Genomic DNA, 25597 nt, shown 5'->3' on the forward strand with positions numbered 1-25597 from the left:
AGTCCGTAGCACGCGACGTCGGCAGAGACGGCTCTTTGCGAACGCACGCCAGCGCTCTGAGTGACGTCGCCCTCAGCGTTTGATATAGCAAATATAAATTTATCCGCGGATTTAGACGGAAGAGCAGTAACTACAGCACGGCCGTTCAGACGCTCGCGACGCGAGAAAAAACGGCGGTCAGCCGAGGACGTAGCGCAGCCGGGGGTACTTCTCGACCAGGGCCCGGCCGCCGAGGTCGTACTGCTCGATGATGGCGTCCAGCCCGAGGATGCGGCCCGCGCCGAACGCCGCGACCGCGAGGAACACCAGCATGTACGCGAAGTCCCCGTTGATGAGGCCGTGGGCGACGTCCCAGTTGCTGAAGTAGAACATCAGCATCATGAACGCGCCGAAGAACGCCGCCAGGCGGGTGAACGCGCCCACCAGCAGCGCGAGCCCGATGAGGAGCTCGCCCCACGGGACGGCGACGCTGAGGAAGTCGGCGAACCACGCCGTGCTGCCCATCCAGTGGAACAGGTCCACCAGCGGGCTGGCCGCCGGGACCGCGTTCATGAGATAGCCGGTCGCGCTGAACGGCTCGGCCGCCGTGATCTTGTCCCAGCCCGAGTAGAGGAACGCGTAGCCCATCATGAGCCGCAGGGCCAGCACGAACCACGCGCTCAGGCTGTGGGCCTTGCCGTGGACCGTGACGCCGCCGATCGTGCTCTCGAACTCGTTCGCTCCGGTGTTGATTTCGTTAGTAGCCATCGTCGTTCACCTTACAGTTGAACAGACGCTCCGGTAGGGGATATAAACGGAGAGTGATTCCCAGATTCGGAGAAACGTAAGCCCGACGGCGAATACGTTCGGTCAGTCGGCGTTCACCGGGCAGGACTCCTCGGCGTACTCGACCTGCGCGACCGAGTCGATGGGGTCGTCGCCGCAGACCGGGCAGTCCGGATTCTGCCGGAACTCGACCTCCTCGAAGCTCATGTCCATCGCGTCGTAGAACACCATCCGGCCGTCGAGCACCTCGCCCGCGCCGAGCAGGTGCTTGACCGTCTCGGTGGCCTGGATGCAGCCGACCGTGCCGGGAAGCACCCCGAGGACGCCCGTGCTCGCGCAGTCGGCGACCATCCCCTCGGGCGGCGCCTCGGGGAACAGACACCGGTAGCACGGCCCCTCCGTGGTGAACGTCGTGACCTGCCCTTCGAACTTGTAGATGGCGCCGTGGGAGAACGGCGTCCCCGAGAGCGTGCAGGCGTCGTTGACGAGGTAGCGCGTCCGGAAGTTGTCGGTCGCGTCGACCACGAAGTCGTAGTCGGCGATCAGGTCCTCGACGTTGTCGGGATCGACCCGGACCTGGTGGGTTCGGACCGTCACGTCGGGGTTGAGGTCGGCCACAAAGTCGGCCGCCGACTCGACCTTCGGCCGCCCCACGTCGTCGTTGCCGTGGATTATCTGGCGCTGGAGGTTGCTCAGCTCTACCTCGTCGTCGTCGGCGACGCCCAGCGTCCCCACGCCGGCCGCCGCGAGGTACTGGATGACCGGCGCGCCCAGGCCGCCCGCGCCCACGACCAGCACCGCGGCGTCGAGCAGCGACTGCTGGCCCTCCGGGCCCACCTCGTCCATGATGATGTGCCGCGAGTAGCGGTCGAGCTGGGTCGGGTCGAGCGAGAGACTCATGGCCGGGAGTAGGGCGCTTGCGTGTATAAATCCGTGGTCGCTCCGCGGGACGCGACTCGGTCACTCGGCCGGTTTCGTCGGTGCTTCGACCCGGACATTTCACGTCGCGCTGGTCGGCCTGTCGGCTATCGCGGTGACGCTCGGATAGAAAGACGAGTTCGATTCGGGTGAGAAGTGCAGCCGACTACTTGCCGCGGCCCTTGCCGCTGTTGTTGCTCGGGCGGGTGTGCTCGGTGCCCTTGCCGCGCTGCTGGAGGCCCCGGTTGCTCTGGCCGGCGCTGGTCAGCCCGCGGAACGCCCGTCCCTTGTGCGAATCGTCGCAGATCCAGTTCAGGTCGTCGTCGTTCTGGATGGCCGGGTGCTCGGGGTCGAGCAGGATCGTCTCGAACCACTTCTGGCTGCCGTCCTCGCCGACCCAGTAGGAGTTGAGCACGCGCAGGTTACGGAACTTCCGCGAGGAGCGCTCCTCGGCGATCCGCTGGAGGTTCTTGCGTCGGTAGACGCGGTTGACCCCCTGGCGCTTCGAGCGTCGCCCGGCCGTGAACCGCTCCTTGCGGGCCGAGCCCTTGCGGACGCTGACGCGCGCCACGACGACGCCCTGCTTGGCCTTGTAGCCCAGCTCGCGGGCCTTGTCGAGGCGGGTCGGGCGCTCGACGCGCTCGATGGCGCCCTGCTCGCGCCAATCCTGCTTGCGCTGCCACTGGAGTTCGGCGAGGTCGCCGTCGTCCGGGTCCTTCCACGCGTCCTTGATGTGGGAGTAGAAGCTCCTTGCCATGGTTATCACCACGGGCGTTGGGTGGTTCAGTCCGCAGGAGCGGACCACATCCCGTCCCGCGGCCGACCGCGAGCGAACCGCCCGCGCCCGGCCCACAGGTGCCCGCTGGTGCCCGTCTGCCAGCGAGTTACCGGGATTTCTCGTCGTCGGGGTTTAAGAACTTCGGATTGGGTCGGGCCGCGTCACGAGGAGACGGTCGCGTTGGCCGCCGCCTCGGGCGGCGAGTCGACGCCCGAGAGCTGGTCGACCGTCGGCGCGTTCACTATCGTCACCGCGTCCCCGCGCCGCTCGACCCGGAAGGCGTCGGCGAACTCGCGGTCCTCGGGGATCACCCACGTGCTCTCGCGGTCCTCGACGGCGTTCGCGTCGTGGATCCGGAGCAACTGCCGGTACGCCTCGGCGAACTGCCGGGCGTCGCGCCGGGAGTCCCAGACGGTCTTCCAGACGTAGCCCGTCTCGTTCGCCGGCGCCTCGTCGTTCGTGTAGACCACGAGCCTGTCGCCGTCCCACCCCGCCGTCGCGGGGTCGCTGTAGTTGTACGGGTCGAAGTCGGGTCCCCCGGCGCCCGCTTCGGGCGTGAGGAACGACCGGGGCGGAATCACCGTCCGGTTGCCGCCCTCGGCGATGCCGGGGTACACCAGCATCGAGAACAGCCCGGCTTCGCCGAACTCGCCGTAGTCGACCCGGTTCGGAACGTCGAGGCGCTCCCACGACTCGTCGCTCCGGTCGGGAACCCGGACCGGTCGGGGCTGGTCCTCACCGTACAGTTCGGGGTGGATGACCTGCTCGGTGCTCGCGGGCGGGTCCTCGTAGAGACCGTTGACCCGCTCCCAGCCGCCCTCGTCCCTGACGGACCGGAGGAACGCCGGCCCGTCGCTGTAGGGCTGGAACTTGATGAGGTACGGGCCGATGTTGGCGAGCGACCCGGCGGAGTCCTGGGGTCGCTCGGTGATGCCGAGACACGTGCCCGCCCACTCGTCGTTGCAGCGGCGCTCGTAGATGTGCTGGACGTAGTTGGCGTCGCCCTCGACGAGCCCGTCGACGGCGTTGTGCTGTTCCCGCGTCGGGCGCTCGAACCGGCCGAGGTCGAACTGCTGGTCCTGGAGCGCGTGGACGAGTTCGTGGCCCAGCGTCAGCTCGTCGAGCCGGGGCGTCGTGACGTTCTCGGAGACGACCACGATGCGGTCGTCCGTCGGGCTGTAGAACCCGCCGACGGCCGCTCCGGAGTTGCGTCGCTGGACCGCCAGCGAGTCGGTCGACTCGTTCACCATGAACAGCGCCTCGTACTTCGCGTTCTCGAACGCGCGCAGCGCCGACGGCGGCGACCGACCGCGCTGCCGGCTGAACGCGTCCCGCGGGACGACCCGGACCGGAACCCGGGAGTCGAACTCGAGTCGCCGGATGCGTTCGACGCGCGCCATCGACCGGGCGACGACCTTCTCGAGCTCCGAGTCGTTGAGTCCGTCGGACGCGTCGACCGACAACGACTCGTTGTACCAGTAGCCGTTCTCCCATCCCAGCACGTCGGACTCGGGGTCCGGCGGTGCGCCGTCCTGCGTCCGCGGCGCATCGGTCCGCGGGACCGCGTCGGCGGCCGGAACTGCCGCGAACGTCGTCACTCCCGACAACAGCACGAGGAACGCGAATGTCAGCTCCGTTCGCATGAGACGGCTAGTGGTATCCGTCGTCAGGCGGAAGTGGCTTCGGGCCGCCGAACGGGTGGAAATCGCGCGTTGCGTTCCACCGTTGCAGACCGTTCCGCGCGGCTCCCGGCGGCCTCCCTCCGTCCGAAGAATTTAGCCACCTGATAACTAACCTCGCGGAGGTTCGACGTTCGTCCATGCTCCGAGCAAGTCGAGATCCGAGCGTGGACGACCGACCGACCAGCGCCACTGGGGGCCGATAGCATGGCGATTCTCGAACTCGCCATCGGCTTCTTCGTGCTCGCCATCATCGCCGCGGCGCTCGGCGCCGGCGGCATCGCCGGGCTGTCGATGGATATCGCGAAGTGGCTGGTGATCGCGTTCCTCGTGCTGGCCGCGATATCGCTGGTGCTCTGATAGGGTCGGTTGTAACTCTTTTCAGCTCCGGTCCGCCACCGGCAGTGTCTCGAGCGTGACACTGTCTGACGACTGATCCGGACTAAGACAGAATTACAACCGACCCTACGACCGGGGTTACTCCCCGGTACCGTGCTCCCGGACCGTCTCGAACTCGCCGGAAGCGAGCGTCGACGCGACCGCGCCGGCGTCGATCTCGTCGGGGACGAGCCGGGGGTACTTCCGGCGGAAGTAGCCGACCACGTTGTCCACGTCGCGTTCGAGCAGCTCGGCGGCGTTCTCGTGGTCGGTCGGGGTGGCCTGGGGCCAGTCGAAGATGGTGATGCCCTCGGCGTTGACGAAGACGTTGTACTCGCTCATGTCGGCGTGGACGTAGCCCTCGGCGTAGGCGTCGCCCATCTCGCCGAGGATCAGGTCGAGTATCGGCACCACCTGGTCGTCCTCGAGCTTGGTCCGGGACAGTTCGACGCCGTCTATCTTCTCCATCACGATGGCGTGGCGGTTGTGGTCGACCGGCTGGGGCACCGTCACGTCGGGGTAGAGCGACTCAAGCGCCTCGTACTCGCGCTCGGCCGCCTTCCGGGCGGTGTAGAGCCACGAGACGTGCTCGCGGTCGGACGTGTAGTCGCGTTCCTTCATGACCTCCCGGAAGTTGGTGTACCCCTCGCGATGGTACTTGAGCGCGAGCGGCTTGTACGACTGGACCTCGTAGACGTCGCTCTCCTTGCCGACGCCCAGTGGCGCGCCGAACCCCTCCAGGGTATCGCGCTCCGCGAAGGTGTGCAGCGCCAGCGCGTCGTACCCCTCGAACTTGAGCTGGTAGCCCTCGTACTGGATCGTCCTGCGCTCGATGAGTTCGCGGTCGAGACACCGGTCGAGCCGGTAGTCGACCTCCTCGGCGGTGAGCCGCGAGAACTCCGGGAGCTTCCCGCGGGCGACCCACTCCGAGAAGCGCATGCCCTGCTCGATGCCCGACAGCAGGTGGAAGTCCTCGGCTTCCAACTCGGTCAGCATGCCCGCGACGTTCTGGACCATCACCGCCACGTAGTCGTCCGTCGGGTAAAAGCCCCGCGGGACGTCGACTGCCGGAACGGACGCCGACCCCGTCCTGCGAGGGGGTTCTCGAATGGCCCGGGTACCGGTCAGTTCTGCCTCGGGGTCGGCCGGTCGCTTCTCCTACTTCAAAGCGTCGGCCAAATACCGACCGGCCACCAGGCATAAACTACAGACGACGATATAAAATGTAATCTTTGAGGCCGATTGGGGTTTCCACGCCCGACGGCTCGAAATACTGGAGGGCGACCGGGTTTTACCAACTGCTTCGTCTTCCCTCACCGACACTGGCTTAAATGGGCGTTCAGACGGTAACTGGCCTTGCAATGGGGGACCAAGACACCAGCCGCCGATCCTTCCTGGCGGCTACCGGGAGTGCGGCCTCTGCCGTCGCGCTCGGAAGTGGCTTCGCGGAGGAGAGTGCGGCACAAGAAACGACGACCCAGCAGGGTGGTCAGGGCGGAGGCGGGACGCTCAACCTCATCAACCAGACGATGAGTACGCTCGACCCCGTCAGGGCGACCGACACCGCCTCGGGCGAGGTCATCCAGCAGGTGTTCGACGCCCTGATGAACTACCCCAACGGGCAGACGAACGTCCAGACGCTGCTGGCGACGGAGTACGAACTGTCCGACGACCTGCGGACGTACACGTTCAACCTCAAGCAGGGGGTGCAGTTCCACAACGGCGACGAGCTCACCGCTCAGGACTTCGTCTACTCGTGGGAGCGACTCGCGGCGTCCGAGCAGTCCCGACGGGCGTACTTCATCCTCGACTCCATCGGCGTGAAGCACTCCACCGACGGGGAGGGCAACTACGTCCCCGGGTCGATGGCCGTGCGGGCCCCGGACGACTACACGCTGGAGCTCGAGCTCGCCGAACCGTTCCACGCGACGCTCCCGATGCTGGCGTACACGTCGTTCGCGGCGGTCCCGGAGGGACTCGTCGGCGATATCGAGGGGTACGACGGTCAGCTGTCGTACCAGGAGTTCTCGAAGAGCCAGCCGGTCGGATGCGGCCCGTTCGCGTTCGAGAACTGGGAGTCTGCCACGGAGACGTCGGTGTCGCGGTTCGAGAACTACCACGGGAACGTCGCGGACGTCGAGCGCGTCCACTGGCAGATCATGTCGGACGCGAACGCCATCTACACGTACGCGATGAACAAGAACGCCGACGCGTTCAACATCCCGACGTCGTTCTACAACCCGAACCAGGTCAACGTCGAGCGGACCGACGACCGGGGTCGGCAGGTCGGGACGTACGGGCCGGTCCGGAACGGCGAGACGCTGGAGTACCTCGGCGTCTCGACCATCGACACCTACTACATCGGGTTCAACACGAACCGGGTCGAGAAGCCCGCCCGGCAGGCCGCGGCATACGCCATGAACCAGCAGCAGCTCGTCGATCAGGTGTTCAAGGGCCGGGGCGATCCGGCCTACCACCTCACGCCGCCGGCCATCTACCCCGGCGGCCCGGACGCCGCCACCCAGCACGCCAGCCAGAACTACCCGTACGGGTACAACGAGACGCGCCTCGACCAGGCCCGGCAGGTGATGGAGGAGGCCGGCTACGGCCCGAACAACCGGTACCAGTTCACCCTCACCGTCTACCAGGCCTCGAACACCTGGCCGCAGGTCGCTCAGCTCCTGCGCGACAAGCTGGCCAGCGCCCACATCGACATGAACATCCAGAGCGCGCCGTTCTCGACGCTGCTCCAGCGCGGCCGGCAGGGCAACCTGCAGGCGTACTCGCTGGGGTGGGTGATGGACTGGCCCGCGCCGGACAACTTCCTGCAGCTGCTGAACCCGCCACAGACCGACACCTCGCAGGACGCGCCGATCTCGTACGTCAACTGGTCGGACACGCAGGCGTCCCAGCGGGCGAGGAACGCGTGGAACACGATCCAGCAGAACCCCGCGCCGACCGACCAGGCCGAGCAGCAGCGCAACCAGGCGTACGTCCAGATGGAGGAGGCCAACTGGGAGGACGTGACGATGCTGAACGTCTATCACCAGCTCGAACAGCGGTTCTGGTACGACAACGTCCAGTTCCCGAAGTTCGGCGCGGCCGGCACGAGCCGCCAGATGTTCAACAACGTCCGGAAGAACGAGTCGGGCGGCGGTGGCGGTAACGCCGGCGGCGGTGGCGGCAACCAGACCGGCGGTAACAGTACCGGCGGTAACTGAGGCCACCACGCCACCGACGAGATTCAACCCTGTCGACCCGTCTCGCTCGCCGAGCGGGCGATACCACGATCTTCTTTCGCGTGTCGGAGCGAATCGGTGCGTGGACGTTTCTCTATTGCGGACGAGAAATCACGCGTTGTTCTATCGCGACCGTGGGATTGCTATGCATACCTGTACGGCGGACCGACGACGGGCGCGGTGCATTCGGTCGCGGTCGTCCGAGGATGAAAGTCCCGCTTTCTCGCGGCCGCCGTCCGGCCCCGGCTCGCGACTGCCCGCGCGTCCTTCGGCTACTCCCGCGAGAACGTCCCGGTGAACCGGTCGACGGCGCGGGTCTTCGCGTCGAGTTCGTCCTGGACCGCCGTCCGGACCGCGCCGGCGTCGGCGCCGAGTTCCTCGTCGAGCACGTGGAGCGTGAACCGGTACTCGTGGGGGTCGTCGCCCTCCGGCGGGCAGGGGCCGCGGTAGCCCACGTCGCCGAAGTCGTTCTCGCCCTGTCGGGCGCAGCCGAGGTCGGGGACCTCGGCGAGTGCGGGCACGTCCTCGGGGATCTCGACGGTGTCGGCCGGCAGATTCCAGCACAACCAGTGAGTGAAGGTCCCGGCGGGCGCGTCTGGGTCGTCGACCACGACCGCGAGCGCCGCGGCGTCCTCGGGGACGTCCGCGAGCGTCAGTTCGGGCGAGACGTCCTCGCCCTCGCAGGTGTACTTCTCGGGGATCGATTCGCCGTGAGTGAACGCCGAGGTGCGGATCGAGGCGTCGGACATGGCTTCCCGCGTATCGCCTCGCCGTCCACGTCGAAAGCCGTGACGGCTACCCCGACTCGTCGCGCTCCTCGGCCGCCGAGTCCCCGAAGAGACCGGCGCAGACCGCGGCCCACGTTCGACTCCGCTTCGGCCGCTTGCCGGTCAGTCGGTCGAGTCTCATACCTAGTTTAGGGTTGCCTAAATCACTTAACTGTTCGCCTTCGCAATCCACTTGGTCGCCTCGCCCGAACCGCACGGTATGACGCTGGCAGACCGGGAGTGGCGGCTGGTCCGAGAGGAGTCCCGCCGCGGCCCCCTCAACATGGCGCTCGACGAGGTCGCCGCCGAAACCGCCGCCGCGGGCGGTCCCCGGACCGTGCGGGTCTACCGGTGGGACCCGAGCACGCTCTCGCTGGGTTACCGCCAGGACCCCGACACCGTGGCGTGGGACGACTGCGAGCGCGAGCGCGTCACCGTCACCCGGCGCCCTACGGGCGGCGGCGGCATCTACCACGACCGGCACGGCGACATCTCCTACTCCATCGTCGCGCCCGCCGACGAACTCCCCGGCGACCTGATGGACACCTACGAACTGCTGTGCGAGCCCGTCTTCGACGCCTTCGAGCGACTCGGCGTCGACGCTCGGTTCGCCGACGAGAAGCAGCCCGCGATCCACCAGCCGGCGTGCTACCTCCGGGAGCTCCACCCGGCCCACGACGTGGTCGCGGGGGACGCCTCCGGCGCGGACGAAGGTGCGCGGAAGATCTCGGGCAACGCCCAGTACCGCCGGAAGGACGCGGTCATCCAGCACGGCTCGCTCAAGTTCGACCTCGACGCCGAGCGCCACCTCGGGACGTTCGCCGACCCCGACACGACGCCCGCGGAGTTCCGCGAACGCGTCACGACGATGCGCGAGCAGGCCGACGTCAACCGCGAGGAGGCGGTCGAAGCGGTCGAGGAAGCCCTACGCGCGTGGGCCGACGCCGACGAGGGCGGCTGGACCGACGACGAACTGGTGCGGGCCGAGGAGCGGGCCGCGGCCAAGTACGAGAGCGACGCGTGGGTCCGGGACCGCGAGGACCCGACCGAGTAGTCTCGGGGGCTCAGAGGGATTATCGTAGAACTTCGGAGATTCATCGACCAGAACGTGGGTGCTGTCGCTCGATTACGCCGGGACCTGTCGCGAGAACCTATGACTCGCTACGATAATCCCTACTAGAAGCCGAACGTCTCGGGGTCGTCGCCCCCGAACTCCTCGACGATGGCCTCGTGTATCTCCGATATCGGAGGCTGGTCGCGGCTCGGGTCGAGCGGGTGCTCGCCCACCCACCTGTACCGGACGACGCCGTCCTCGTCGAGCAGGAAGCACGACCGGCGCGCCCGCGGGACCAGTTTGAACGCCCGGTAGCGCACGCCGAACGCCGCCGCGAGGTCGAGGTCGGTGTCGGCGTACAGCGGGAACTGGAGGTCGAGGTGGTCGATGAACTTCCGGTGGGTGAACGGTCGCGACTTGCTCGCCCCGACGACCCGCACCGCGTCGTTACTGGCGAACCAGTCGTAGTCGCGGAACGAACACCACTCCTCGATGCAGTCGGGACTGAAGTCGTTGGTGTAGAAGGTGAGCAGCACCGGCCCGTCGTCCAGCAGGTCGGACAGCGCGACCTCGGACGCGGTCCCGTCCGGCCGGACCAGCGTCCCGCCGCCGCCCTCGACCGTCTCGCCGACCTCGATCCCCGTGAAATCGCCCATGGCCGAGGCTGACGCGCGGACCACTTTAACTCCACCTCATATCGCTCCCCGCGGCTCCGGCCGAACTCGTCCGGGCCCGTCTTCGAAGTCGCGGCGGGCTACTCCGCCCGACTGTGGTAGTAGCTCTGCTCGCCGACTCCGGTGTCGACGATTCTGCGTTCGAGTGCGCCGTTGTCCACGAGCCTGTCGACGATCGAACTCACGGTCGCGACGTCGACGATACAACCGATGAGGTCGTCGTCGACCGGATAGTCTACGTTTGCCTCCGACCAGCCGGTGTCCATCACCGCCTCGGTGATCTCCCGGACGTTGTACGCCTGATCGTCGTGGTCGTGCAGGAACTGGATGATCCGCTCCTCGATCGAGTAGCGCTCGCCGCCCCGCTCGAAGGTGTCGAGGTCGATGGGCACGCCGGTCCTACGGGCCGCAGTCGAAAAAGCGTGCGCCCCGAGCGGACACCGTACGCGGCGGTATCGTCGCCCGCCGGTCGCGGCGCCGTCGGTATCGCGGTCGCCGGTCGTTTGCGACCGATTCCGGTGAGGGCGGCCGCGGCGACCGACCCCGGTTCCGAAGCGCCTTTGACCCCTCCATCCCTGCCCGAACACATGAGAGTCGGCGCACACGAGTCCATCGCCGGCGGCGTCTACAACGCCGTCGACGAGCAGATCGAGGACGGCGGCAACTGCGGCCAGATATTCACCCACTCCCCGCAGGTGTGGCAGGACCCGAACATCGAAGACGACGAGGCCGAGCGGTTCCGGACCACGTCAGTCGAGAACGACGTCGGTCCGTGGGTCATCCACTCGTCGTACCTCGTGAACCTCTGCACGCCCAAGGACGACCTCCGCGAGAAGTCCATCGACAGCATGCAGAAGGAGGTCGACGCCGCCGACAAGCTCGACATCCCGTACGTCAACGTCCACCTCGGCGCCCACACCGGTGCGGGCGTCGACGGCGGCCTCGACAACGCCGCCAGCGCCCTGGACGAACTCGACGTCCCCGACGGCGTGACCGTGCTGGTCGAGAGCGACGCCGGATCGGGCACCAAGCTCGGCGGCGACTTCGAGCACCTCCACGAGGTGCTGACCCGCTCCGACCAGGACCTCGACGTCTGCCTCGACACCGCCCACATGTTCGCCGCGGGCTACGACCTCTCCAGCGAGGAGGCGGTCGAGGAGACCGTCGCGGAGTTCGACGACGTGGTCGGCCTGGAGCACCTGGAGTGCGTCCACCTCAACGACTCGAAGCACGAGTGCGGCACGAACAAGGACGAGCACGCCCACATCGGCGAGGGCCTCATCGGCGAGGAGGGGATGCGGGCGTTCATCAATCACCCTGACCTCGCGGACGTCCCGCTGGTCCTGGAGACGCCCCACGAGGACGGCAAGGGCTTCGCGTGGAACATCGAGCGCGTGAAGGAACTGCGGGAGAACTGACGAAACCGCGTTTCGGACCGCAGAATTCGTTCTCTACCCCAGCGCGAACGTGACCAGCCACAGCGCGCCCATCCCGGCGACCAGCGTCGCGAGAATGTCCTCGGTCCGCCACGCGACCGCGGCCGCGACCGCGCCGGCCAGCAGTTTCGGGTTCGCCGGCGAGAGCGCCAGCCCGCCGTCGGCGAAGACGAGTTCCGGTACCAGCAGCGCCGAGAGCACCGCCGCCGGGACGAACCTGAGCGCGCGCTCGACCCGGGGCGGGACGTCGTCGAGCCGGCCGAACAGCGCCACGAACGACGCCCGGAGCGCGAACGTCCCGACGCCGCCAGCGAGGATGACCAGCCAGAGCACGATTGTGTCGAAGTCGCTCGCGGCCATCTACGACACCTCCCGCTCCTCGCCGGTCCCCAGCGCCGACTCCGCGACCATCCCGGCCGCGATACCGACGACCGCGGCGGTCACCAGCCCGATGTTGTACGGCAGGCCGTTGGCGGCGATGGCCGTGGCGCCGCCGACGAGGGCCGCGGCGCCGGTCGCGCGGTCGGTGACCGCCGGCACCAGCACCGCGAGGAAGACCAGCGGCACCGCGAACTCCAGGTGCCAGCCCTCGGGGACCCGCGCGCCGACGAGGACGCCGACGACGGTGGCGGCCTGCCACGTCAGCCACAGCGGGAACGCGACCCCGAGGTAGTACCAGCGCCGACTCGTCTCCGGCTCCCGTTCGAACCGCATCAGCGAGATCGCGTACGCCTGGTCGGTGAGCAGGTACGAGAGCCCGGCCTTCCACCGGGCTGACAGCCGGGCGAAGTGGGGCGCGATGGAGGCGCTGTACATCACGTGCCGGAGGTTGACCACGAGGACGGTCGCGACGACGACGAGCGCGGGCGCGCCCCGGCCCACGAGCTCGATGGCCGCGAGCTGGGAGGCCCCGGCGAAGATGACGACCGACATGGCGACCGCCTGGGCCGCGGGGATGCCGACGCCGACGGCCGCCGCGCCCGCGACCATCCCGAACGGGATTACCCCGAGGAGGATGGGCGCGACCACGCGGACTCCGGCCCGGAAGTCGCTGCGCGGTGAACTCATAGGAATTATCGTAGACCTTCAGCGGTTCCCACTCGCCCCGTGGGTCCTGTCGCTCGATCTGCCCGGATACGCTGCGAAAAGCGACGGCTTGCTACGATAATTCCCATCACTGTCTCCCGGTGGACGGTCCAGCAGTATCACGCTTGGTGTTCCGGCGAGCCGTCCGCGAGCGCACTGCTGGGGTCCGTCACGCGGAGGCTGCTCCGCCGAGCGCGCCGCGACGGACCGCCCCGCTTTTGCCTCTCGCGTCCCAACGCCGATTCAGATTCAGCCGTGCGACAGTTCTCCGCCGACTACCTCCGGGACACGCGCCGCGGGATGTGGGACGACCGCGAGGCGCTGGCCGACCTCGACCTCGACTCCCGAGAGCGGATTCTGGACGTCGGCTGCGGCACCGGCGAACTCTCGCGGGTACTCGCCGAGGAGACGACGGGCGAGGTCGTCGGGGTCGACGCCGACCCCGGCCTGCTCGCCGTGGCCCGCGAGCAGGGCGGAGTCGAGACCGTCGCGGGCGACGCGCTCCGCCTGCCGTTCCCGGACGACCGCTTCGACCTCGTGGTCTGCCAGGCCCTGCTCATCAACCTCCCGGACCCCGCCGCCGCTGTCCGGGAGTTCCGGCGAGTCTCGACCGACCTCGTCGCCGCGGTCGAACCCGACAACGCCGCGGTGGCGGTCGAGTCCACGGTTGGCGCCGAGAGCGACCTGGCGGCCCGGGCGCGCCGGGCCTACCTCGACGGGGTCGAGACCGACGTGACCCTCGGCGGTGAGGGTACCCGCGAGGCGTTCGAGGAGGTCGGCCTCTCGGACGTGTCCACGCGTCGGCACGTCCACGCACGGACGGTCGAACCGCCCTACGCCGACCGCGACCTGCGCTCGGCCCGCCGGAAGGCCAGCGGCGAGGGACTGGCCGACGACCGGGCGACGCTGCTGGCCGGCGGCCTCTCGGCCGCGGAGTACGACGACCTCCGGAGCGACTGGCGCGAGATGGGTCGGGACGTCGTCGAGCAGATGGGCGACGGCGAGTACCGCCGGGCCGAGGTCGTCCCCTTCTACGTGACGGTCGGGTCGGTGTGAGATCGTAGTGGGTTCTTTTGTCGTTACTGGGTTCGGACTACGCTTGCTGTGACGACATCCCCGAAAGCCCCCGCCCGGTCGCGGTCGCTGCGGGACATATTCGGCGCTCTCCGCACGGCCCGCGCCGAATAGTGGTCCCGCAGACGACTGAACTGCACGCGACCGGCGGCCCCTTTCAGTCCACCCAAACGAAGATTTGGTCGGGTAGCCGGAACCGGTGGAAGGGCCACCCTGCCATCACACGCTGAAGAGCGACGATTCTCCCGGGCTAACCTCTTTACCGCGTGCGCTCCTTCACAACGACATGTTCGAGAACATCCTGGTCCCGGTGGACGGCAGCGAGGGGGCCGACGCCGCCATCGGACACGCCGGCGACATCGCCGACCGGTTCGACGCCGCGGTTCGGGTCCTGTTCGTCGCCAACACGAAGCGCGACAGCGTCACGACCATCGGCACCGAGGTCGTCGACGCGCTCGAACGGAAGGGCGAGCAGATCGTCGACCCGGTCGCCGCCGACCTCCGCGAGCGGGGCGTCGACTGCGAGACCGAGGTTGTCCAGGGCGACCCGGCGAGCACCATCGCCGACTACGCCGAGTCGCAGGGAATGGACCTCGTGGTGATGCCGACCCACGGCCGCGACGGCCTCTCGCGGCTCCTGCTCGGCAGCGTCACCGAGAAGACGGTGCGGCTGTCGGACGTGCCCGTGCTGACCATCCGCTCCCACGACGACGCCCGCACGTCGTTCCCCTACGAGGACGTCCTGGTCCCGACCGACGGGAGCAACGCGGCGGAGGCGGCGGTCGACGAAGCGGTCGACCTCGCGGCCGCCCTCGACGCGACGGTCCACGCCGTCTCGGTGGTCGACGACACGTCGCTTGGCTTCGACGTCCGGTCGGCCTCGGCCAGCGAGGGATTCGAGGACGTCGCGGAGGAGGCGGTGGCCGACGTGGCCGCCCGGGCCGAGGATGCCGGGGTCGACGCCGTCGCGGAGGAGATTCTCCGCGGGCGAGTCCACCGACAGCTCCTGCGGTACGTCGACGACAACGACGTCGACCTGGTCGCGATGGGGACGACCGGTCGCGGCGGCACCGACCGGGTGCTGCTCGGTAGCGTCACCGAGCGCCTCGTCCGCTCCTCGCCGGTGCCCGTACTGACGGTGCGCCGGCAGACCTAACGGCCCGGTCGTCGTTCCGGGACGTATGGACCCGCGAGTCCGTACCCACGCCGAGATTCTCGTCGACATGAGCGACGAGTCGTACATCGAAGTCGACGGCGAGGTGGTCCAGCGCAACGGGACGTTCACGTTCGAGGACGGCTTCGAGAGCTGATTAGTCGTCGTTTCGCGCCGTTTTGAGCGGCTCCTCGACTGACTCGCACTCTCGGGGGAGAGATTAAAACGGAAGACGCGATGAATCCCGGCCGTGACCTGAGACCCGCCGCGCAGGCGGCCAAGGAGAGAGTGCCGCGAGCCCCTGCGCGGATTCGAACGCGGCCTGTTCGCCACTTCGTTCCGCTCGGAGCGACGCAGTTAAACCACGTCGCCGCGGACGGTAGCGCCCTCCTGGCGCTTCCGGTAGGACTCGACAGCCGCGGCGGCCTCGTCGGTCTTGGACTCGTCCATGCCGAGCATCTCCAGCGCGTCGGGCAGCGTCGGGAAGGCGAGTTCGCTCTCTCGGAGTTTGCGCAGGGCCTCGTCGCTGCGCTGGCCACCGGCGGACGAGTCCGCCGAACCTCGCCTCGCTTCGCTCGGCTCACCCCCGACCCAGAGGCAGACGCCGCGGGGGTCCAGAATCTGCTCGTAGGCCTCGCGCTGCATCGCGCCCTTGAGTCGCTGAGTCACGTTGTCCTCGAAGCTGGAGTTGCAGACCTCGAGGTGGACCGGCTCGTCCTCGGGCAGCAGGTGGGCGGCCAGGCACTTCTCTGGCGCGGCGTGGCCGCTGTCGTTCGCCCGGAGGTACTCGGGGTGTTGCTCAGCCCACTCCGCCCGGACGGTCTTGCCGACCCCCTCGACGCCGTGGGACTTCCGGAAGCGCTCGGCGGCGTCGCCGTCGTCGCCCCGCAGGAGGATGTCCTTGGTGACGTACACGTCGAGTCGCTCGACCGGGTCGAGGCCGAGTGCGACGTCGCCGTAGACCCAGAGCTCCCGGACCGGGACCGGCATGGTCTCGTCCTCGACGGCGGCGAGGATGTCCTCGACGCGTTCGATCGCCTCGTCTCGGTTCATGGATTCCCGGTTCGGGTTCGGAGCGGTTAACGGTGCCGTGTTCTCGACTCGAGACGGTCGTCGGTTCGCGAGTGCTCGCGAGTTCGACGGGAGGCAGTCCAACTAGGCCGCAGAAATTCGGCCGACCGGCCTCAGTGCTCGGCCGCGACCGGCTGCTGCTCGTACTTGTCGCGGAACTCCTGGACCAGCTGACCCATCTTGGCGTACCAGTCGTTGAGCATCCGCTGCATGTCGTCGGCCACCTCGTCGGGGTCGGTCGGCCGGTAGACGTGGTAGTAGCCGCCCTGCTCGTAGTTGACCTGCTCCTTCTGGACGAAGCCCGCCTGGAGGAGCCGCTGGATGGACCGGTACGCCGTCGAGCGCTCGCGGTCGACCCGGTCGGACACCTCGTCGATCGTCAGCGGTTCCTCGGTCTCGACCAGCGCCTGGAAGCACTCGCGGTCGAGCTCTTTCAGGCCGTGGATGCACTCCAGCAGCCCCTCGCACTCCATGTCCTTCTGGAGGTATTCAGCCATCGAGTCAGCCATTATGCCCCAGGGTAGGGACCAGGCACGTAAAAGGTTTTGCATACCCTGTACAACACTGCACCGCGCGGCCGCGCCGGGTCAGTCGCCGGACGACGCGGCGGGCTCGGCGGTCTCGGCGCGGAGTTCCCGGACGGAACTCGCCACGACCGCACCGCTGACGAGCAGCGCGGCGCCGAGGATGATGGCGAGGCTGACCGCGTCGAGGACGGGCATCTCGACGATGCCGCCGACCTTCCGGACCGCGACCGCGACGGCGCCCAGCAGCAGCATCGCGCCGAAGTACACCTTGATGTCGTCCTCGTCGACGAGGCCCGTGGCCGCGGCACCGAGTCGCGCGCCGAGCGCGCTCCCGGCGAGCAGCGGAGCGACGATGGTCAGATTGACCGCGCCGTCCATCGCGTACAGGAAGCTCCCGAGCCCGCCCGAGAACACGATCTCGAACAGGTCGGTCCCGACCGCGACCGGCACCGGGACGCCGATGAGGTAGAACAGGGCGGGCATCCGGATGAAGCCGCCCCCGACCCCGAGGAAGCCCGACAGCAGGCCCGTCGCGAACGCGACGCCGAGTATCATCCAGAGCGAGACGCGCACGCCGCCCCGGAGCTTCATCATCGGCGGAACCCGGTACGACTGGATCGTCTTGGCAATATCGGGAATGTCGTCCGCGTCGAGTTCCCCGTCGGTCTCCGCCTCGTGGCTGACCCCTCCGCCGCTCTCACCCTTGACCGCGTTGTAGGTGATGAAGACGCCGATGCCGCCGAGCAGCGCCACGTACGCGACGCTGACGACGGTGTCGGCCAACCCGGCGCGCTGGAGCCAGTGGAGTCCGATCTTCCCGACTTCGATGCCGGCGGTCGTGCCGGCGATCATCAGGACCCCGAGCTTGTAGTCGACCTGCCCGAGGTCGCGGTGCTTGAGCGTCGCGATGACCGAGGTCCCGAACACGAACGCGAGCCCGGACGCGACCGCGACGTCGGTCCGGTAGCCCATCACGAGCAGCGCGGGCGTGACGAGGAACGACCCTCCCATCCCGAAGAAGCCGAACAGGAGGCCGATGAGCAGGCCGAATCCGGCGAACATCCCCAGCAGGGGCCCGGCGACGCCGAACAGTTCCATCGTCAGTCACCCCGGAGGACTGCGGTGACGGTCGGCCCGAGCAGTCGCTCCAGGGCGCCGTAGCCGACGTACAGTACCACCGCCTCCAGCAGCACCGCGCCGATCAGCGCGGCGGCCCCGACGGGCCCGGAGAGGGTCTCAAGTCCGAACATGGTTCGACCACCGTTTCAGTATTGTGAGCATCATGGGTTTCTGTGCGGTCGAGGGTATCCGCCACCCCTATTTAATGGTTTTGGGAAAAATATGCAATACTATCTTGCTATCCTACGCATAGTTAGGCATACGTTATGCGTGACTACAGCCTCGCGGAGACGGCGAAGAAGCACCGTAATCCGAGTTCCGAACGGTGGTTCGTCGGTCCGCGCGCGAAAGCCGCCACCTGACAGGTGGATTTCGATACCTGATATTGTCTCTCCGGACAATACTGTCGGCAGTCCGAAATCGTTCGTCGTTCCGGTCGTGCAACGTCGGGCCCGAGACGCGTGCCGACCGACAACGCGGTGGCTCTCCGGAGCTAGAACGCGGCGTCGAGAAACGTGTGAAGTCGTTCGGGTGGCGTTTCAGTCGCCGGTCGCGACGGCCGAGTCGGCGTCGTCGCTCCGTCCGCGCCAGACGCCCTGGGCGTACGCGCCGACGAACATCCCGGCGATGGCCAGCAGGATGGGGTAGTTGCCGATGCCGAGGCTGGCGTAGGCGGCGCCCGGACAGATGCCCGAGACGCCCCAGCCGACGCCGAAGACGACCCCGCCCGTGAGGACGTTGCGGTCGAACGACTTGAGCCGCCGGGCGTACGCCCGGCCGGTCAGTGGCGCCCGGTCGAGGAACCGGGTGCCGATCGCGAACGCGGCGCCCGCCACGATCGAGCCGACGCCCATCACGAACAGCAGGCCGAAGTCCTCGAACTGGAGGAAGTCCAGCACGACCTCGGGCCGGGCCATGTGGCTCAGGCCGAGCCCGAAGCCGAATATCAGCCCGCCGACCACGACGAGGGGCATGAACAGGGGGTGGCGGTCCTGTCCGTCCCCCGCGTCGGTGCGGCTCCCGGCGTCGCTCGCGGGACCGCTCACGGCGTCACCCCCGCGGCCTGCAGGAGCTGAGCCGTCACGATCGCGACCACGAGGAACGTGGCCACGTTGACCAGCGAGGTGGGCGCGACCGACCCGACGCCGCAGATGCCGTGGCCGGAGGTGCACCCCTTGCCGATTCTGGTGCCGATGCCGACCAGGACGCCCCCGCCGAGCAGCCGCCACCACGAGACTTCGGTCGTCCAGCCGAAGTCACCGAACGCGACGGCGTAGACCGCCGCGCCCGCGACGATGCTCAGGGTGAACGCGACCCGCCAGTCGCGGGAGGCGACGTACTTCGCGCGGTTGAACCGCGGCACGTCCGAGACGTACGACAGCGTGGACTCGAGGAACGTGCTGGCCCCGGCCGGGATCGCGGTGCCGAGGTAGATCGCGGCGACGCCCAGTCCGATGAGCGCCCCGCCCGCGGCGTACCGCCAGATCCCGTGGGGGAACAGCTCCCCGAACGTCACGAGTGGTTCCATAGTGGTCTCTCAGTCCTCGGGAGTTTAGTCGCTGGTCATCGCGTCGGAACTCGCCGCGCAGTTGTTCGGTCCGAGTTCGAGCTCGAACGCCTCCTCGTCGGTCTGGTCCTCCCGACCGAGGTTGGTCGCGATGACCTCCTCGTAGTTGGCGGGCCGGGGCGGCATGTCCGAGAGCACGAGGTCGACGAACTCCTCCTCGTCCATCGTCAACGCGTCCATCTTCTCAGTGAGGTTGCCGATGGTCTCGGTGTAGGTGCCGTCCTCGCGCGTGTCGGCGGCGTCGCTGAAGTGGGCGCCGCCCACCACGACGTCGTCGTCGAGCGCGAGCACGCGCTCCTGGAGCGACTCGTAGAGCTGGCGGGCCGCGTCGGGTGCGCCCTCGTCGCCGCCCTCGAGGTCGGGCCGGGCCACGCTCTCGGCGAACAGGCCGTCGCCCGTCAGGAGGACGGCGTCGTCGACGAGGTACGAGGTCATGCCCGTGGTGTGACCGGGCGTGAACACGGTCTCGATCTCGACGTCGCCCACCGCGAACGCGTCGCCGTCCTCGGCGTGGGTGACCGTCTCGTCGTAGGTGACGCCGCGGTCGATGGCGGCCGCCGGGAGGACGCCCTCGACGTCCTCAGAACGCTCTGCGTTCTGATGGGCTGCATCGGACGAAGTCTGATGAACGCCGTCGTCGACCAGTTCGCGGACGCCGGAGACGTGGTCGGCGTGGACGTGGGTGTCGATGGCGTACGTCAGGTCCGCGCCGAGCGCGCGGGCGTCCTGCAGGTAGGTGTCGGTGAACGCCCGCAGGGGGTCGACCACCGCGGCCTCGTCGCCCGAGACCACGAGATAGCTCATGCACCCGCTGGAGGGGCGCTGGTACTGCGCGACCGTCGCGTCGGTGTCGGCGTCGATCTCCCTGTACTCGAAGATGCGCGCCCAGCCCTGCATCCCGTCCGCGAGGTTGCGGGCCTCGTAGCCGCGCTCGATCAGTTCGCCGGCGACGTACTCGCTGGAGTCGCCCTTCGCGCAGACGACCGCGATCTCGCGGTCGTCAGGCAATTGATCGAAGACCTCCTCGTCGGGCTCGCCAGCGAGGAACTCGAAGTAGGGGACGTTGAGCGATTCGACGCTCTCGCCGTCGATGGCCCACTCCTCGACGTCGTCGGGGACGCGCGTGTCGAGGATGAACACGTCCTCGCCGGCGTCGATGCTCTCTTTCAGCGTCTCGGGCTCGATGCTGTCGACCTCCACGTCGGGGGTCGGGAACTCTGGTTCGCTCATTACGGGTAAACCTAACCGGTCGCTCCCTCATAAGGGTTTGCATAGTATTGCGCAATATCAACAAAACAAATTCGCGGTGGCCTGGACGCTTCTCCACCCGGACTGGAATCGATACGTCCTTGAAGCCCTGATTCCGGCAAAATATTACTTCATCGCGTGCACACGTGCTGATCACCGTCGGAAGGAACTTGTCCGGCACGCCCAAGAACCAACAAGCTTTTATCCCGGCAACCGGTATTGCCTGGTACGCACAAGATAGACCACTGGTGTTACCAATGAGTGAAGCATACGACATTACCGAGACGCTCGACGTGAAGGGACAGTCCTGCCCGATGCCCGTCGTCAAGTCCAAGCAGGCTGCCGACGGACTCGACGAGGGCGAGGTGCTGGAAGTGATCGCGACCGACTCCGGCAGTGTGAGCGACATCGAAGGCTGGGCGAACACGACCGACGGCGTCGAACTCCTCGACCAGGACGAGGGCGAGGAGGGCGGCGAGGCGGTCTTCAAGCACTACGTCCGCAAGACCGAATAACATGAGCACGGACACGCCGCAGAGTCCCGACCCCGACGCCAGCGCCGAGGCGGTCGCGGACCTGCAGGACCGCGTCGACGAACTGGAGGACGAACTGTCGGCGGTGAAGGCAGATGAGGGCGACGGACAGAAGAAGATGACCATCGTCGCCACGAAGGGCACCTTCGACATGGCGTACCCGCCGCTCATCCTCGCCAGCACCGCGGCGGCGTTCGGCTGGGACGTCGTGGTGTTCCACACGTTCTGGGGGCTCGACATCCTCCACGAGGAGAAGTCGAAGGACCTCAAGATGAGCGCGGTCGGCAACCCGAACATGCCGATGCCCAACGCGGTCGCCGCACTCCCGTTCATGGACTCGATGGCGACCAGGATGATGGAGAAGAAGATCGACGAGCAGGGCACCGCGACCATCGAGGAACTGATCGAGCTGTCGCTGGACACCGGCGTCGACCTCCAGGCCTGCCAGATGACGATGGAGCTGATGGATTACGACGAGTCCGAGATGTACGACGACGTGACGACCGGCGTCGGGGCGGCCACCGCGCTCGAGCACATGGCCGACGCCGACATCCAGCTGCTCATCTGACCCCGGCTACGCTCCCTGGTCTGACCGACCGACATCGACCGACATCGACCGCAACCGACCGCCGCGTCGCGGTCTTGCACTGTTTTCACAGCGGCAATCAGGATTAAGGCCGCGGGCGCCGAGAGTCCCCGACGAGATGCCAGCGAAAGTGACCCCTCGACGGTTGGCCGACATGCTCGACACCGGCGAGGAGTTCGTCCTCCTCGACACCCGCGGCGACGAGAGCTACGACTCCTGGCACGTCCGGGGCGCCGAGCAGTTCCCGTTCGACGCCGAAGAGGACCTGACCGACGACCGAAAGGCCGAACTCGACGACCTGCTGGACGGCCAGGACGAGATCGTGACCATCTGTGCGAAGGGTATCACCTCCGACCACTTCGCCGAGGAGTTGAGCGAGGCGGGATACGACGACGTGGCGGTCGTCACCGGCGGCATGGAGGCCTGGAGCCAGGTGTACGACGCGGTGCCCGTGGAGACCGACGGACCCGCCGAGATCGTGCAGGTCCAGCGCCGCGCGAAGGGGTGTCTGGGCTACCTCGTCGCCGACCCCGGGGCGGGCGAGGCGGCGGTCGTGGACGCCACCCGCCACGCCGCGGAGTTCCGCGCGGCGGCCGACGAGCGCGACTGGGAGATCACCCGCGTCCTCGACACCCACGTCCACGCCGATCACGTCTCGGGCGGCCGGGACCTCGCGGCGGAACTCGGCGTTCCCTACCACCTGAGCGAGGCCGCCCGCGAGCGCGACGTGGCCTACGACTTCGCGCCCCTCGACCGCAACGAGGTGGTCGAGGTCGGTGACGTCCAGCTCAAGGCGCTCCGCGCGCCGGGCCACACCACCGAGTCGGTCAACCTGCTCGTGAACCGGGAGGCAGTTCTGACCGCCGACACCCTCCACGTCGGGTCGGTCGGCCGGACCGAACTGGAGTTCGGCGACGAGGACGCCGCGGAGGGCGCCCGGATGCAGTACGAGTCGCTCCACCGCACGATCCTGGCCGAGCCGGACGACCTCGCGGTCCTGCCGGGTCACGTCGAGGTCACCGGCGACGGCGAGTTCGCCTACGGGCGACCGGGCGAGCCGGTGCGCGCGACGGTCGGCGAGGCCAGAACCGCCTTCGACCTGCTCCGGGCGAGCGAGGACGAGTTCGTCGAGCGCCTGACGGCGGGCGACCGGGAGAAGCCGCCGAACTTCGAGCGGATTATCGCGGTCAACCGCGGCGCCGAGGACGTGCCGATGGACGAAGCGACCGAACTGGAGCTGGGGCCGAACAACTGCTCTGCGTAACGCAGTCAGACGCCCTTTCGAGTAGGTGACTCGCCGTTTTCGCCCCGTCCACTCGGTCGTCCGGAGTCCCGGTGCTAACCGAAGATAAATTTGATACTGCTATATCGAATATCCGTCATCGGACCGTTCCGTCTCCCCCTACGACCTTCCTCGAACAGCCCGGACGCGAGCTAGTATGCCCGGAATCGGACGTTTCGGTCGATTCACCGGAACAGCAGGTCGAGCTGGTGGGCGACGTACACCAGTTCCGCGTCGTCGATCTGGTCGCGTCGCTCGACTGCCCACTCGGTCAGCCGCCGGTCCGGCACCGCGGCCTCAGCGCGAACTGCGCGCTCGATCAGTGCGACGATGCAACGCAGGAAGTAGCGCTCGTCGGCGGGATACCCCCCGTCGCGCGGCCGGACCACCCAGTCGGAGCCGCCGGCCGCGAGGACGCCCGCGCCCCCGGTCTCCTCCGCAGGTTCAGCATCTTCGGACGCGAGCGCGAGCAGGCGCCGGCCCGCCTCGCTCTCGCCCGAGGCGTCGAGGTGGCGGTGGAACGCGTCGAACAGTTCTTCTTCGAAGCCGGGGTCGGCGGACGGCTCGAACGCGGTCTCGCCGTCGTAGGTGATAGGACAGTACGCCAGGCCGTCGGGTGCCAGCGCGTCCCGGAACGCCGCGAGCGCGTCGGCCGGGTCCACCAGGTCGACGAAGGCGTGGGCGACCACGAGGTCGGCCGGCTCGTCGAGCGACGCGAGGAACTCGAAGGCGTCGGCGGTCCGGAACGCCACCTCGACCCGCCGGTGCCCTCGCGAGCAGACGAATCGGTCGCCTGCGCGCCGGATCGCATAGCCGAGCGCGGCGGCGCGCGCGGGCAGGCGCTCGCGCGCGGCCGCGACGTTTCGTTCTTCGATGTCGACCGCGGTGTAGCGCACGCGGTCGGGGGGCCACGACCGGGCGAGCAGTCGGGTGACCGCCGACCCGGTGCCTGCGCCCACCTCGACCGCGCGGAGTCGGTCGCGGTCCCGGAGTTCCTCGGCGAGGCGAGTCTCGACGCGCCGGTTCAGCGCCCGGTCGTCGACGCTCCGTTTCGCGGAGAGGTACCGCCGGAAGTTCACTGTCGGGCCTCCTCCCCGGGTCGGCCGGGTTGCGGCGTCGATTCCCGCCCCTCGGCGACTGCTTCGAGGAAGCGCCGGGCCTTCCCCATCGACTCGTCCCAGCTCGGGTGGCGCTCAAACCGGCGGCGGGCGGCGATCCCCATCTCGCGCAGGCGCTCGCGGTCGACCAGGACGGTCTCGACCGCCTCGGCGACCGCCGCGGCGTCGCCCGGCGGGACGAGGAACCCGTCCTCGCCGTGGGTGACGAGTTCGGGTGCGCCCCCGGCCGTCGTCGCGAGCGCGGGGAGGCCGAACGCCATCCCCTCCAGGTAGGCGACGCCGTAGCCCTCGACCCGCGAGGGGACCGCGAGCAGGTGGCTCTCCGCGAGTCGGTCGGCGAGCGCGTCGTCCGGGAGTCGTCCCTCGAACCGGACGCCGTCGGCGATGCCCAGGTTCCGGGCGCACTGGCGGGTCTCGCGGGCGTATTCCGAGTCGGCGGACTCGCTGCCGACGACCGACAGGTGCCAGTCGCCCGGCACGCGGGCGAGGCCGTCGAGCAGCACGTGGAGGCCCTTCCGCGGGACGAGGTTGCCGACGAAGCAGATTCTGAGTGATTCGCGTTCGGCCCGCGCCGCGATTGCGTCCGCGTCTACGTCGGGGTCAAACCGATCGCCGGCGGGCCGGACGACCGCCGACGGACGGGGTCCCGCGAGTCGCTCGGCGTCGCGTCGGGTCGCCTCGCTGGCGTAGATCGCGGCGTCGACGCTCCGGAGGTAGCGCCGCTCGACCGCGCGGTAGACCGGCTGCTGCCACGCGGGCCACCGCTCGCTGCTCCGGAGGTGGTGGACGACGGCCACGACCGGCGCGTCGACCGCTCGATTGTGGCCGATTAGCGAGGGGTGGCAGAGCTCGTCCTCGACCAGCAGGTCGAACCCACGGAGCCGGCGGCGGACTCGCGGGTCGAGACTGTCGGCGAGCGCGCGCGGGTAGTCGCGCCACGGGAGCGAGACCTCCGAGACGCGGTGGCCGGCCGCCCGGAGCGCGGTCGCGAGCTTCCGGTCGTAGAGGAAGCCGCCGCTGGTGGTCTCGAGGTCGCCGTAGACCACCAGGCCGACGCGCATGGCGGCCGGTCAGACCTCCCGCCGGTGGGACGCCCGCGCCACGTCGTCCTCCCGGAGTTCGACCGTCAGCGACTCGACCTCGGGGGCGTCGAGGCCGTCCCAGAACCGCCGGCCGAAGACGCGCGCGAAGTGTTCGAGGCTGGGGTTGAGCCCCTCGAACGCCGGCAGGTCGTTGAGCGTCTCGTCCCGGTAGCGGTCGACCGCGGCGTCGACGCGCTCCTCGACGGCGTCGATGTCCGCGAGGTAACCGTACTCGTTCAGGTCCCCTCCTTCTAGACGGACCTCCGCTGTGTAGTGGTGGGAGTGGAGGTCGCCCTCGGGACCGGGGTCGGGGACCGTCAGGAAGTGCTGGGCCACGAAGCTGCGCCGGACCGTGACGGTGTACATTCCACTACCGACACGACCGCTACCGGCTTGAAAGTCGGGGCCGGGTTCGAGGCGGACTCTCCGCGAAACGAATCCCGATTCTCGGCGACGGTGCGGC

At 68.4% G+C, this 25597-nt stretch carries 30 protein-coding genes; 10 read left to right on the plus strand and 20 right to left on the minus strand.

What is annotated here, in order from left to right; all coding sequences use genetic code 11:
• Positions 1 to 177: 177 nt before the first annotated feature.
• The 4 genes from DVR07_RS00590 to DVR07_RS00605 form a co-directional block, all read right to left on the minus strand.
• Complete coding sequence (locus DVR07_RS00590; protein WP_115794852.1) at positions 178 to 747, minus strand: DoxX family protein; 570 nt, start codon at positions 745 to 747, stop codon at positions 178 to 180.
• A 102-nt stretch (positions 748 to 849) separates the two neighbouring features.
• A complete protein-coding gene (ubaA, locus tag DVR07_RS00595; protein WP_115794853.1) occupies positions 850 to 1665 on the minus strand; it encodes an SAMP-activating enzyme E1 in 816 nt (271 codons plus the stop codon).
• A gap of 184 nt (positions 1666 to 1849) precedes the next feature.
• Complete coding sequence (locus tag DVR07_RS00600; protein ID WP_115794854.1) at positions 1850 to 2440, minus strand: 50S ribosomal protein L15e; 591 nt, start codon at positions 2438 to 2440, stop codon at positions 1850 to 1852.
• 182 nt (positions 2441 to 2622) lie between these two features.
• A complete protein-coding gene (locus tag DVR07_RS00605; protein WP_193569992.1) occupies positions 2623 to 4104 on the minus strand; it encodes an Hvo_1808 family surface protein in 1482 nt (493 codons plus the stop codon).
• A 249-nt stretch (positions 4105 to 4353) separates the two neighbouring features.
• Between DVR07_RS00605 and DVR07_RS00610 the strand changes: the two genes are divergently transcribed.
• Positions 4354 to 4500, plus strand: coding sequence for a DUF1328 family protein (locus tag DVR07_RS00610; protein ID WP_115796259.1), 147 nt, complete (start codon positions 4354 to 4356; stop codon positions 4498 to 4500).
• Between the two features lie 117 nt (positions 4501 to 4617).
• On the opposite strand, the gene DVR07_RS00615 is transcribed toward DVR07_RS00610, so the two are convergent.
• Positions 4618 to 5535, minus strand: coding sequence for a serine/threonine-protein kinase RIO2 (locus tag DVR07_RS00615; protein WP_115794855.1), 918 nt, complete (start codon positions 5533 to 5535; stop codon positions 4618 to 4620).
• 344 nt (positions 5536 to 5879) lie between these two features.
• Here DVR07_RS00615 and DVR07_RS00620 point away from each other — a divergent pair, with 344 nt between their 5' ends.
• Positions 5880 to 7739 carry an ABC transporter substrate-binding protein gene (locus tag DVR07_RS00620; RefSeq protein WP_193569994.1) on the plus strand — a complete coding sequence of 620 codons (1860 nt, stop codon included), beginning with the start codon at positions 5880 to 5882 and terminating at the stop codon, positions 7737 to 7739.
• Positions 7740 to 8029: 290 nt separating this feature from the next.
• Here the strand turns inward: DVR07_RS00620 and DVR07_RS00625 are convergent, their stop codons facing one another.
• Entirely contained in the window at positions 8030 to 8506 is a 477-nt protein-coding gene (locus DVR07_RS00625; protein WP_115794856.1) for a YbhB/YbcL family Raf kinase inhibitor-like protein, read from the minus strand.
• Positions 8507 to 8744: 238 nt separating this feature from the next.
• Here DVR07_RS00625 and DVR07_RS00630 point away from each other — a divergent pair, with 238 nt between their 5' ends.
• Positions 8745 to 9578 carry a lipoate--protein ligase family protein gene (locus DVR07_RS00630; RefSeq protein ID WP_115796261.1) on the plus strand — a complete coding sequence of 278 codons (834 nt, stop codon included), beginning with the start codon at positions 8745 to 8747 and terminating at the stop codon, positions 9576 to 9578.
• Positions 9579 to 9700: 122 nt separating this feature from the next.
• Here DVR07_RS00630 and DVR07_RS00635 read toward each other — a convergent pair whose 3' ends face one another.
• Both DVR07_RS00635 and DVR07_RS00640 read right to left on the minus strand, forming a co-directional pair.
• The gene (locus DVR07_RS00635; RefSeq protein ID WP_115794857.1) at positions 9701 to 10234 is read right to left on the minus strand and encodes a redoxin domain-containing protein; all 534 of its coding nucleotides are present in this window, start codon (positions 10232 to 10234) and stop codon (positions 9701 to 9703) included.
• Between the two features lie 98 nt (positions 10235 to 10332).
• Positions 10333 to 10644, minus strand: coding sequence for a hypothetical protein (locus DVR07_RS00640; protein WP_115794858.1), 312 nt, complete (start codon positions 10642 to 10644; stop codon positions 10333 to 10335).
• A 195-nt stretch (positions 10645 to 10839) separates the two neighbouring features.
• On the opposite strand from DVR07_RS00640, the gene DVR07_RS00645 reads away from it, so the two are divergent.
• Positions 10840 to 11670, plus strand: a complete 831-nt coding sequence (locus tag DVR07_RS00645; protein WP_115794859.1) for a deoxyribonuclease IV — start codon at positions 10840 to 10842, stop codon at positions 11668 to 11670.
• A 33-nt stretch (positions 11671 to 11703) separates the two neighbouring features.
• Here DVR07_RS00645 and DVR07_RS00650 read toward each other — a convergent pair whose 3' ends face one another.
• Together DVR07_RS00650 and DVR07_RS00655 are read right to left on the minus strand one after the other, a co-directional pair.
• Complete coding sequence (locus DVR07_RS00650; RefSeq protein WP_115794860.1) at positions 11704 to 12048, minus strand: AzlD domain-containing protein; 345 nt, start codon at positions 12046 to 12048, stop codon at positions 11704 to 11706.
• Positions 12049 to 12756, minus strand: a complete 708-nt coding sequence (locus DVR07_RS00655) for an AzlC family ABC transporter permease (protein WP_115794861.1) — start codon at positions 12754 to 12756, stop codon at positions 12049 to 12051.
• Between the two features lie 273 nt (positions 12757 to 13029).
• Here DVR07_RS00655 and DVR07_RS00660 point away from each other — a divergent pair, with 273 nt between their 5' ends.
• The 3 genes from DVR07_RS00660 (at position 13030) to DVR07_RS22450 (ending at position 15158) form a co-directional block, all read left to right on the plus strand.
• Positions 13030 to 13830, plus strand: a complete 801-nt coding sequence (locus DVR07_RS00660) for a class I SAM-dependent methyltransferase (protein WP_115794862.1) — start codon at positions 13030 to 13032, stop codon at positions 13828 to 13830.
• 304 nt (positions 13831 to 14134) lie between these two features.
• Positions 14135 to 15004 carry a universal stress protein gene (locus DVR07_RS00665; protein WP_115794863.1) on the plus strand — a complete coding sequence of 290 codons (870 nt, stop codon included), beginning with the start codon at positions 14135 to 14137 and terminating at the stop codon, positions 15002 to 15004.
• Positions 15005 to 15029: 25 nt separating this feature from the next.
• The gene (locus DVR07_RS22450) at positions 15030 to 15158 is read left to right on the plus strand and encodes a hypothetical protein (protein ID WP_255457507.1); all 129 of its coding nucleotides are present in this window, start codon (positions 15030 to 15032) and stop codon (positions 15156 to 15158) included.
• 200 nt (positions 15159 to 15358) lie between these two features.
• Here DVR07_RS22450 and DVR07_RS00670 read toward each other — a convergent pair whose 3' ends face one another.
• The 7 genes from DVR07_RS00670 to DVR07_RS00695 form a co-directional block, all read right to left on the minus strand.
• Complete coding sequence (locus tag DVR07_RS00670) at positions 15359 to 16054, minus strand: DUF7095 family protein (RefSeq protein WP_115794864.1); 696 nt, start codon at positions 16052 to 16054, stop codon at positions 15359 to 15361.
• A 131-nt stretch (positions 16055 to 16185) separates the two neighbouring features.
• On the minus strand, positions 16186 to 16581 hold the full coding sequence (locus DVR07_RS00675) for a helix-turn-helix domain-containing protein (protein WP_115794865.1): 396 nt from the start codon (positions 16579 to 16581) through the stop codon (positions 16186 to 16188).
• A gap of 78 nt (positions 16582 to 16659) precedes the next feature.
• Positions 16660 to 17697, minus strand: a complete 1038-nt coding sequence (locus tag DVR07_RS00680; protein ID WP_115794866.1) for a sulfite exporter TauE/SafE family protein — start codon at positions 17695 to 17697, stop codon at positions 16660 to 16662.
• 2 nt (positions 17698 to 17699) lie between these two features.
• On the minus strand, positions 17700 to 17849 hold the full coding sequence (locus DVR07_RS21920; RefSeq protein ID WP_165881715.1) for a DUF7512 family protein: 150 nt from the start codon (positions 17847 to 17849) through the stop codon (positions 17700 to 17702).
• Positions 17850 to 18257: 408 nt separating this feature from the next.
• Positions 18258 to 18692 carry a DUF6691 family protein gene (locus tag DVR07_RS00685; RefSeq protein ID WP_115796262.1) on the minus strand — a complete coding sequence of 145 codons (435 nt, stop codon included), beginning with the start codon at positions 18690 to 18692 and terminating at the stop codon, positions 18258 to 18260.
• A gap of 68 nt (positions 18693 to 18760) precedes the next feature.
• Positions 18761 to 19246, minus strand: a complete 486-nt coding sequence (locus DVR07_RS00690; protein ID WP_115794867.1) for a YeeE/YedE family protein — start codon at positions 19244 to 19246, stop codon at positions 18761 to 18763.
• A gap of 24 nt (positions 19247 to 19270) precedes the next feature.
• Complete coding sequence (locus DVR07_RS00695; protein WP_115794868.1) at positions 19271 to 20515, minus strand: MBL fold metallo-hydrolase; 1245 nt, start codon at positions 20513 to 20515, stop codon at positions 19271 to 19273.
• Positions 20516 to 20790: 275 nt separating this feature from the next.
• On the opposite strand from DVR07_RS00695, the gene DVR07_RS00700 reads away from it, so the two are divergent.
• From DVR07_RS00700 to DVR07_RS00710, 3 genes are all read left to right on the plus strand, one after another.
• On the plus strand, positions 20791 to 21048 hold the full coding sequence (locus DVR07_RS00700; protein ID WP_115794869.1) for a sulfurtransferase TusA family protein: 258 nt from the start codon (positions 20791 to 20793) through the stop codon (positions 21046 to 21048).
• A gap of 1 nt (position 21049) precedes the next feature.
• Positions 21050 to 21634 carry a DsrE/DsrF/DrsH-like family protein gene (locus tag DVR07_RS00705; RefSeq protein ID WP_115794870.1) on the plus strand — a complete coding sequence of 195 codons (585 nt, stop codon included), beginning with the start codon at positions 21050 to 21052 and terminating at the stop codon, positions 21632 to 21634.
• Between the two features lie 136 nt (positions 21635 to 21770).
• Positions 21771 to 22916, plus strand: coding sequence for an MBL fold metallo-hydrolase (locus DVR07_RS00710; RefSeq protein ID WP_115794871.1), 1146 nt, complete (start codon positions 21771 to 21773; stop codon positions 22914 to 22916).
• A gap of 203 nt (positions 22917 to 23119) precedes the next feature.
• Here DVR07_RS00710 and DVR07_RS00715 read toward each other — a convergent pair whose 3' ends face one another.
• Genes DVR07_RS00715 through DVR07_RS00725 form a run of 3 tightly spaced genes read right to left on the minus strand, consistent with a single transcriptional unit; the run spans position 23120 to position 25500 of the window.
• Positions 23120 to 24013 carry a class I SAM-dependent methyltransferase gene (locus DVR07_RS00715; RefSeq protein WP_115794872.1) on the minus strand — a complete coding sequence of 298 codons (894 nt, stop codon included), beginning with the start codon at positions 24011 to 24013 and terminating at the stop codon, positions 23120 to 23122.
• Positions 24010 to 25113, minus strand: coding sequence for a glycosyltransferase family 4 protein (locus DVR07_RS00720; protein ID WP_115794873.1), 1104 nt, complete (start codon positions 25111 to 25113; stop codon positions 24010 to 24012). The genes DVR07_RS00715 and DVR07_RS00720 overlap by 4 nt, the downstream gene beginning before the upstream one ends.
• Positions 25114 to 25122: 9 nt before the next feature.
• Entirely contained in the window at positions 25123 to 25500 is a 378-nt protein-coding gene (locus DVR07_RS00725) for a 6-pyruvoyl trahydropterin synthase family protein (RefSeq protein WP_115794874.1), read from the minus strand.
• Positions 25501 to 25597 lie beyond the last annotated feature (97 nt).

The sequence above is a fragment of the Halorussus rarus genome, assembly GCF_003369835.1.
Classification (GTDB): domain Archaea; phylum Halobacteriota; class Halobacteria; order Halobacteriales; family Haladaptataceae; genus Halorussus; species Halorussus rarus.

Bases quoted from the DNA above. Each gene is read 5' to 3' on its own strand.
- DVR07_RS00720 (WP_115794873.1), bottom strand. From the start codon at position 25,113: ATGCGCGTCGGCCTGGTGGTCTACGGCGACCTCGAGACCACCAGCGGC.
- DVR07_RS00670 (WP_115794864.1), bottom strand. From the start codon at position 16,054: ATGAACCGAGACGAGGCGATCGAACGCGTCGAGGACATCCTCGCCGCC.
- DVR07_RS00615 (WP_115794855.1), bottom strand. From the start codon at position 5,535: ATGGTCCAGAACGTCGCGGGCATGCTGACCGAGTTGGAAGCCGAGGAC.
- DVR07_RS00635 (WP_115794857.1), bottom strand. From the start codon at position 10,234: ATGGGCGATTTCACGGGGATCGAGGTCGGCGAGACGGTCGAGGGCGGC.
- DVR07_RS00645 (WP_115794859.1), top strand. From the start codon at position 10,840: ATGAGAGTCGGCGCACACGAGTCCATCGCCGGCGGCGTCTACAACGCC.
- DVR07_RS00680 (WP_115794866.1), bottom strand. From the start codon at position 17,697: ATGGAACTGTTCGGCGTCGCCGGGCCCCTGCTGGGGATGTTCGCCGGA.
- DVR07_RS00665 (WP_115794863.1), top strand. From the start codon at position 14,135: ATGTTCGAGAACATCCTGGTCCCGGTGGACGGCAGCGAGGGGGCCGAC.
- DVR07_RS00620 (WP_193569994.1), top strand. From the start codon at position 5,880: ATGGGGGACCAAGACACCAGCCGCCGATCCTTCCTGGCGGCTACCGGG.
- DVR07_RS00725 (WP_115794874.1), bottom strand. From the start codon at position 25,500: ATGTACACCGTCACGGTCCGGCGCAGCTTCGTGGCCCAGCACTTCCTG.
- DVR07_RS00655 (WP_115794861.1), bottom strand. From the start codon at position 12,756: ATGAGTTCACCGCGCAGCGACTTCCGGGCCGGAGTCCGCGTGGTCGCG.
- DVR07_RS00685 (WP_115796262.1), bottom strand. From the start codon at position 18,692: ATGCCCCTCGTCGTGGTCGGCGGGCTGATATTCGGCTTCGGGCTCGGC.
- DVR07_RS22450 (WP_255457507.1), top strand. From the start codon at position 15,030: ATGGACCCGCGAGTCCGTACCCACGCCGAGATTCTCGTCGACATGAGC.
- DVR07_RS00690 (WP_115794867.1), bottom strand. From the start codon at position 19,246: ATGGAACCACTCGTGACGTTCGGGGAGCTGTTCCCCCACGGGATCTGG.
- DVR07_RS00630 (WP_115796261.1), top strand. From the start codon at position 8,745: ATGACGCTGGCAGACCGGGAGTGGCGGCTGGTCCGAGAGGAGTCCCGC.
- DVR07_RS00695 (WP_115794868.1), bottom strand. From the start codon at position 20,515: ATGAGCGAACCAGAGTTCCCGACCCCCGACGTGGAGGTCGACAGCATC.
- DVR07_RS00705 (WP_115794870.1), top strand. From the start codon at position 21,050: ATGAGCACGGACACGCCGCAGAGTCCCGACCCCGACGCCAGCGCCGAG.
- DVR07_RS00675 (WP_115794865.1), bottom strand. From the start codon at position 16,581: ATGGCTGACTCGATGGCTGAATACCTCCAGAAGGACATGGAGTGCGAG.
- DVR07_RS00710 (WP_115794871.1), top strand. From the start codon at position 21,771: ATGCCAGCGAAAGTGACCCCTCGACGGTTGGCCGACATGCTCGACACC.
- ubaA (WP_115794853.1), bottom strand. From the start codon at position 1,665: ATGAGTCTCTCGCTCGACCCGACCCAGCTCGACCGCTACTCGCGGCAC.
- DVR07_RS00625 (WP_115794856.1), bottom strand. From the start codon at position 8,506: ATGTCCGACGCCTCGATCCGCACCTCGGCGTTCACTCACGGCGAATCG.
- DVR07_RS21920 (WP_165881715.1), bottom strand. From the start codon at position 17,849: ATGTTCGGACTTGAGACCCTCTCCGGGCCCGTCGGGGCCGCCGCGCTG.
- DVR07_RS00700 (WP_115794869.1), top strand. From the start codon at position 20,791: ATGAGTGAAGCATACGACATTACCGAGACGCTCGACGTGAAGGGACAG.
- DVR07_RS00650 (WP_115794860.1), bottom strand. From the start codon at position 12,048: ATGGCCGCGAGCGACTTCGACACAATCGTGCTCTGGCTGGTCATCCTC.
- DVR07_RS00600 (WP_115794854.1), bottom strand. From the start codon at position 2,440: ATGGCAAGGAGCTTCTACTCCCACATCAAGGACGCGTGGAAGGACCCG.
- DVR07_RS00605 (WP_193569992.1), bottom strand. From the start codon at position 4,104: ATGCGAACGGAGCTGACATTCGCGTTCCTCGTGCTGTTGTCGGGAGTG.
- DVR07_RS00590 (WP_115794852.1), bottom strand. From the start codon at position 747: ATGGCTACTAACGAAATCAACACCGGAGCGAACGAGTTCGAGAGCACG.